Below are 6673 nucleotides of genomic sequence, written 5' to 3' on the forward strand. Positions count from 1 at the left end.
GCCGGGGACGCGCGCATGGATTCGCGCCCGGAGCCGCGGATGGAGCCGCGCGCCGACCGGCTGGAGCACCGGCCGGAGCCGCGCCCGGACGCGCAGCCGGGGGTCACGCCGCTGCACAAGGTGCCGCCGCGGCCGGAGCCCAAGGTCCCCAGCGACCTGGAGATCCCCACCTTCATCCGCCGGCAGATGGACTGACGCCGGCCCCCTCGCCTCCCCGCGGCACGCGCCGCGGGGAGGCGAGCCTCTGGTGCCCGGCCGCGTCGTCCCGCCGGGCAGGATCCACAACCCCAAGCAGGAAGACGGATGTCTCGTCCCGCCCGCATGATTGCCGCCAGCGCGCTCTGCGCGCTGGGCGCGGCGCTCGGCGTTCAGCGCCTGGCCACCCTTCGCGCCGCGGAGGAGCCGGCGCCCGCCGCCCCCGCGTGGCTCCCGGCCGCGCAGGCCCGTCCCGCGGAACTGGCCTTTGCCGACACGCTGCGCCGCGGCGAAAGCCTGTCGCAGCTGCTGGGCCGCACCCAGCTGGACCTGGACGCCACGCGCGCGCTGCTGGACCAGCTGACCCGGGTGCAGGACCCGCGCACCGTGCGCCCCGGCCTGGTGGTGGAGTACCGCCGGTCCACCCGCACCGGCGCCGTGCGCGGCGTGAGCACGCGGCTGGACGCGGACCGCCGCCTCTCCCTGCGCCCCGCGGCGGGGGGATGGGACGCGCGGGTGGAAGAAGTGGCGGTGCGTGCAGATACCGCGGTGCTGGCCGGAAGCGTGCGGCGCTCGCTGTACCAGGCGCTGATGGACGGCGAGGGCGGCGTGCCCCGCGCGGAGCGGCAGCGCGTGGCCGACCTGCTGGCCGACAGCGTGTTTCCCTGGCAGATCGACTTCAGCCGCGACCTCCGGGCGGGCGACACCTTCCGCATTCTGTACGAGCGGATGGTGCGGCCGGACGGCAGCGCCCGCTCATCGCGCATCCTGGCCGTGCAGTTCGACATCGGCGGCCGGCAGCACGACGCCTACCGCTTTCACGTGGACGGCGCCGACGAGTTCTACGACGGCCGCGGCGAATCGCTCAAGCGCGCGTTCCTTCGCGCCCCGCTGGAATTCCGCCGCATCAGCTCCGTCTTCAGCAGCGGCCGCTTTCACCCCATTCTGCGCCGGGTGCGCGCGCACCAGGGGATCGACTATGCGGCCGGCATGGGCACGCCCGTCCGCGCCGTGGGCGACGGGGTCATTGCCCGCGCCGGGTGGGGCGGGGGATACGGCAACGTGGTGGAGATCCGCCACATGCGCGGGTACGCCAGCCGCTACGGGCACATGCGCGGCTTCGCCCCGGGCATCCGCCCCGGCGTCCGCGTGCGCCAGGGGCAGCTGATCGGCTACGTGGGCACCACGGGGCTCAGCACCGGCCCGCACCTGCACTACGAGTTTCACATGGACGGGCGCCCGGTGGACCCGTCGTCCATCCGCTCCCTGACCGGCGCGCCCATTCCGGACGGGGACAGGGTCCGTTTCCGCGCCGTGCGCGACGGGCGTTCGGCCGCCCTGGAGCGCGTGTCCGGCCCCCGGCTGGCGCGGCGCGACACCGCCCGCGTCCGCGACCGCGGCTGATGGCGGGCTTTGCGCTCTACCCGGCCATCGACCTGCGCCGGGGCCGCTGCGTGCGGCTGGAGAAAGGGATGGCGGAGCGGGAAACGGTCTACGGCGAAGATCCCGCCGCCGTCGCCGCGGGGTTCGCGGAAGCCGGGGCGGAATGGATCCACGTGGTGGACCTGGACGCGGCGTTCGGCGACGGGAGCAACCGCCCCCTGATCCGCACCCTTGCCGCGACGCCGGGCGTCCGCGTGCAGACCGGCGGCGGGCTGCGGACGGAAGCGGACCTGGAGGAAGTGCTGGATGCCGGCGCCGCGCGCGCCGTCATCGGCACGGCGGCGATCGAGAACCCGGAACTGGTGCGCGCCGCCGTCCGGCGCTGGGGGGCGGACCGCATCGCCGTGGGGCTGGACGCGCGCGGCCGCCGTCCCGCCGCGCGCGGCTGGGTGCAGGAGAGCGGGACGGACCTGTTCGACCTCGCGAAGGCGCTGGTGGACAGCGGCGTACGCACCATCATCCACACGGACATCGAGCGGGACGGGATGATGATGGGCCCCAACCTGGACCTGTCCGCGGAACTCGCGGCGCACGCCGGGGCGGAGGTCATCGTCTCCGGCGGCATGCGGGGGATCCAGGATGTCCGCGCCGTGGCCGCCGCCGCGCGCGAGGGGCGGGGGATCGCGGGCGCCATCATGGGCCGCGCCATCTACGAGGGCGCGGTAGACGTGGCCGAGGCGCTGCGGGCCGCGCGATGATGTCGCGGGTGGTGGTCACCGGCGCGCGGGGCAGGGCCAGCGGCCACGCCGTCGTGGGCGTGCTGCAGAACTACACCGGCCTCACGCACCCCGAGGCCAGCCGCCTGTTCGGCCAGGTCCGCGCCGGCGAGCGCGTCGTCCTTGATCTGGATGACGAATTCGCCGCGTACGACCTCGTTTCCATGCTCACGGACCTGGGCCTGCAGGCCGAAGTCGCCGACACGCACTGACGCCGCGGATCCATCGTGAAAGAGCGCGCCTCCCCGAGCGGGAGGCGCGCTTTTTCGTGTTGTCCGTTTTACGCCTGTGGCAGCTTCCGTATGGGCTGCTCCTCGATCCGCAGAAATGCGTTGACACGCCGCTGGCGCATGAGGATCGCGCCGGAAATCCCACTCGCGGGATGATCCCCTCCGCTGTCCATGTTGCCCCTTGTGAAGCGCACTTCGCGTCTGTATGTATCCAAAGTGAACAGGGTGCGCACACCTCTCCGGGGACGGGCTCGTGTCCTACTTTCTGGATCATACGGCGGAAACCAACGCCTCCATGCTGCGCGAGATGGAGGAGCTCGTCGCGCGCGGCGAAGGCGAGCAGGCGGAGTTCAAGCTCAGCACCGGGCAGCGCACGGAGGCGGTCAAGACCGTCTGCGCCATGCTGAACGCGTCCGGCGGGTTCGTGGTGTTCGGCGTGAGCGACAACCGGATTCTCGTGGGCCAGCAGGTGTCGCCGGACACGCTGGAGGCCCTGGTCCGCGAACTCAAGCGCATCGACCCGCAGCCGCTGCTCTCTCCGGAGACGGTGGACCTGCCCAACGGCCGCGCCCTCATCCTGATCCGCGTTCCCCGCGCCGATCCGCCGTACACGTACGATGGCCGGCCGTACATCCGCATGGGGCCCACGACCAGCGTGATGTCGTCGTCCCAGTACCAGCGGATGATGGTGGAGCGCATGCAGCCCTCCAACCGGTGGGAGCTGCTTCCGTCCTCCCTGACCATCGGCGATCTGGACGGCGCCGAGGTCATCCGCACGGCTGAGGAGGCGATCGGCCGCGGGCGCATGGAGGATCCCGGGACGCGCCGGGTGGAGCACCTTCTTCTGGGGCTGAACCTGCTGCTGGACGACACGCCGAGGAACGCCGCCGTCGTCCTCTTTGCCCGCGCCGACCGGGTGCTGCCGCTGTATCCGCAGTGCCTGCTGCGGCTCGCGCGCTTCCGCGGGCGCGACAACGGCGAGTTCGTGGATGGGCGGCAGGAGGTGGGGAACGCCTTCCAGGCCTTTCACCGCGCCCAGCGCTTTCTTCGCGACCACGTTCCCGTGGCGGGCCGCATCGTCCCCGGCCTGTACGAGCGGGTGGACGATCCGCTCTATCCCCCGGTTGCGCTGCGCGAGGCGATCGCCAACGCGCTCTGCCACCGTGACTACGCCATGCACGGCGGCTCCGTGGGCATCGCCATCTACGACGACCGCGTGGAGATCAGCAGCAGCGGCCCGCTGCGGTTCGGGCTGCGCTCCGACGACCTCAGCCGCCCGCACCCGTCGTGCGCGTGGAACCCACTGATCGCGTCCGTCTTCTACGTCCGCGGCATGATCGAGCGCTGGGGGCGCGGCACGCTGAAGATCGGCGAGCTGAGCGAGCTTGCCGGCCTGGTGAAGCCGGACTTTCACGAGCGCGCGGGCGAGGTGGTCGTGCGCTTCTTTCCCAGCAGCTACGTGCCGCCCACGCGGGTGAGCCACGACCTTACCGAACTGCAGCGCCGCATTCTGCTCAGCCTGGCCGAAGAGGGGCCGGGCTCCTCCGCGGTCGTGACCCGCCGGCTGGCGGACGGCACCAGCAACGACCGCGTGCTGCGGGCCTTGCAGCAGCTGCGGCACCTGGGGCTGGTGCAGATCATGGGCGCCACCCGAGGGGGGCAGTGGACGCTGGGGAGGCGCGACTACGACCCCGGCTGATGCGGTACCGTGCGGTAATGTGCGGTAATTGGCTGGAGGACAAAAAGCAAGCAGAACCGCGGGGTTTCTGGCGCGGAGAACGGATGCGGGAGCGTTGGCGGGGGCGATTGCCGCACCGCGCGCCGGGCACCGTGCGGCAATCTGCGGTAATGCGCGGTAATCGGGACGGCGCCGGCCGCGGCTGATTTTTCACACCGGAGGAGGGGAGGAGAGGGAGCGGCCATGGGATATTTCGGGAGTGGGATGGATACCTGCTGGCCCACGATGGAGCGACGGCTTCCCGTGATTGAGAGGAGGTGCAGAATTGACCGTGGCGGCCTTGCCGCCGAGGCGGAGGAGGGGGATCTTTCCGCCTCCGACGATTCCCCGAAGAACGAACGATGCCCGAACACGTCCGCGACGTCGTAGACCTGCGTTCCGACACGGTAACGCGCCCCACCCCCGAGATGCGCCGCGCCATTGCCGAGGCGGAGGTGGGCGACGCGGTCCTGGGCGACGACCCCACGGTGGCGGAACTGGAGCGGGCCGCGGCGGAACTCCTGGGCAAGGAGACGGCGCTGTTCTTTCCCAGCGGCATCATGGCCAACACGGCCGCGGTGCTGGTGGCGGGCCGCCCGGGAACGGAGGCCGTCATCGACGCGGGCGGCCACATTCTGAACTACGAAGAGGGCGCGGCGGCCGCGTGGGGCGGCGTGCAGCTTCGCGCGGTGCCCACGCAGGACGGGCTGCTGGACCCGGACCTGGTGGCCGAGGCCATCCGCCCCGATTCGCCGTACCTGCCGCAGACCTCGATGGTGTGCCTGGAAAACACGCACAACAGCGCGGGCGGGCGCATTCTGCCGCTGGAGCGGATGCGCGCGGTGCGCGAAGTGGCGCGGGAGCGCGGCGTGCACCTGCATCTGGACGGCGCGCGCCTCCCCAACGCGTCCGTCGCGGCGGGCGTGCCCATGGCGGCGTGGGCGGCGGAGGCGGACACCGTGATGTTCGCGCTTTCCAAGGGTCTGGGCGCGCCGGTGGGCTCCATGCTGGGCGGCGACGCGCAGACCCTGTCGCGGGCTTGGCGCATCCGCCGCCGGCTGGGCGGGGGAATGCGCCAGGCGGGGATCCTGGCCGCGGCGGGGCTGCACGCCCTGCGGCACCACTTTCCGCTGCTGGCGAACGACCACCGCCGCGCGCGGGAGTTGGCGGCCGCGGCGGACGCCATCCCCGGCGTTCGCGCCGCCGTGCCGGACACCAACATCGTCATGCTGGACCTGGAAGACGCGGCGCTGCAGCCCGCCGCGCTCCTTGCCGCCCTGGCCGGGCGCGGCGTGCTGATGACGCAGTTCGGGCCGCGGCGGCTGCGCGCGGTGCTGCACATGGACGTGGACGACGGGGGAATCCGGCGCGCCGCACAGGCGTTGCGCGACGCCGTGGCGCAGGCGGCGGGCTGACCCGGGAGGCCGTCCACGAGGCGCGAGAAAACCCTTGTGCGCCGCCCCGCTTTCGTGTAAACTTTCGCCTTATCTTCGGGAACGCGCTTTCCGGCCCGGTGTATTGTCCGCACAGCCGTTCGCGGCTTCTGAACACGCTATCTCCAAGGGAACACCATGGCATTTGTCGAAGTCGCGGATGACAAGAAAAAGGCCCTGAACGTCGCGATCGGCCAGATCGAAAAGTCGTTCGGCAAGGGCTCCATCATGCGGATGGGGGTCAACGGGCCCAAGGTTCAGGTGGCCGCCATCCCCACCGGCGCCATCAACCTGGACGCCGCCATCGGCGTGGGCGGCATTCCCCGCGGCCGCATCTCCGAGATCTACGGGCCGGAGTCGTCGGGCAAGACCACGCTCTGCCTTCACGTGATCGCCAACGCGCAGAAGATCGGCGGTGTGGCGGCGTTCATCGACGCGGAGCACGCGCTGGACATCGAGTACGCGCGCAAGCTGGGCGTGGACGTCGACAACCTCCTTGTCTCGCAGCCGGACACGGGCGAGCAGGGGCTGGAAATCGCCGAGGTGCTGGTGCGCTCCAACGCGGTGGACGTGGTGGTGATCGACTCCGTGGCGGCGCTGGTGCCCCGCGCGGAAATCGAGGGCGAGATGGGCGACAGCCACGTGGGCCTGCAGGCGCGCCTGATGAGCCAGGCGCTCCGCAAGCTCACGGGCGCCATCAACCGCTCGCAGACCACGGTGATCTTCACCAACCAGATCCGCGAAAAGATCGGAGTCATGTTCGGCAGCCCGGAAACCACCACCGGCGGCCGGGCGCTCAAGTTCTACGCGTCGCTGCGGCTGGACATCCGCCGCATCGGCAGCATCAAGGACCGCGACGTGCTCACGGGCAACAAGACGCGCGTCAAGATCGTCAAGAACAAGGTGGCGCCGCCCTTCAAGCAGGCGGACTTCGACATC

Annotated in this window: 6 protein-coding genes and 1 pseudogene; all 7 read left to right on the forward strand. The window is 71.5% G+C overall.

The features are described from left to right. Positions 1-195: pseudogene (locus tag VF665_RS14600) on the forward strand (hypothetical protein); the annotation flags it as partial. Positions 196-303: 108 nt separating this feature from the next. Next, positions 304-1599, forward strand: coding sequence for a M23 family metallopeptidase (locus tag VF665_RS14605; protein WP_331054173.1), 1296 nt, complete (start codon positions 304-306; stop codon positions 1597-1599). Continuing rightward, positions 1599-2336 carry a 1-(5-phosphoribosyl)-5-[(5-phosphoribosylamino)methylideneamino]imidazole-4-carboxamide isomerase gene (gene hisA / locus VF665_RS14610; RefSeq protein ID WP_331054174.1) on the forward strand — a complete coding sequence of 246 codons (738 nt, stop codon included), beginning with the start codon at positions 1599-1601 and terminating at the stop codon, positions 2334-2336. Before VF665_RS14605 ends, hisA begins: the two co-directional genes overlap by 1 nt. Then, on the forward strand, positions 2333-2566 hold the full coding sequence (locus VF665_RS14615) for a hypothetical protein (protein ID WP_331054175.1): 234 nt from the start codon (positions 2333-2335) through the stop codon (positions 2564-2566). The genes hisA and VF665_RS14615 overlap by 4 nt, the downstream gene beginning before the upstream one ends. A gap of 271 nt (positions 2567-2837) precedes the next feature. Further along, entirely contained in the window at positions 2838-4283 is a 1446-nt protein-coding gene (locus tag VF665_RS14620; protein ID WP_331054176.1) for an RNA-binding domain-containing protein, read from the forward strand. 380 nt (positions 4284-4663) lie between these two features. Then, the gene (locus tag VF665_RS14625) at positions 4664-5716 is read left to right on the forward strand and encodes a GntG family PLP-dependent aldolase (RefSeq protein WP_331054177.1); all 1053 of its coding nucleotides are present in this window, start codon (positions 4664-4666) and stop codon (positions 5714-5716) included. Positions 5717-5872: 156 nt separating this feature from the next. After that, a partial coding sequence (recA, locus tag VF665_RS14630; RefSeq protein WP_331054178.1) for a recombinase RecA occupies positions 5873-6673 on the forward strand: 801 nt, incomplete at its 3' end.

The sequence above is a fragment of the Longimicrobium sp. genome, from assembly GCF_036387355.1.
Classification (GTDB): Bacteria; Gemmatimonadota; Gemmatimonadetes; order Longimicrobiales; family Longimicrobiaceae; genus Longimicrobium.

Excerpts from the sequence above, each read along its gene's own strand:
- VF665_RS14625 (WP_331054177.1), top strand. The coding sequence starts at position 4,664 with ATGCCCGAACACGTCCGCGACGTCGTAGACCTGCGTTCCGACACGGTA.
- VF665_RS14605 (WP_331054173.1), top strand. The coding sequence starts at position 304 with ATGTCTCGTCCCGCCCGCATGATTGCCGCCAGCGCGCTCTGCGCGCTG.
- VF665_RS14615 (WP_331054175.1), top strand. The coding sequence starts at position 2,333 with ATGATGTCGCGGGTGGTGGTCACCGGCGCGCGGGGCAGGGCCAGCGGC.
- hisA (WP_331054174.1), top strand. The coding sequence starts at position 1,599 with ATGGCGGGCTTTGCGCTCTACCCGGCCATCGACCTGCGCCGGGGCCGC.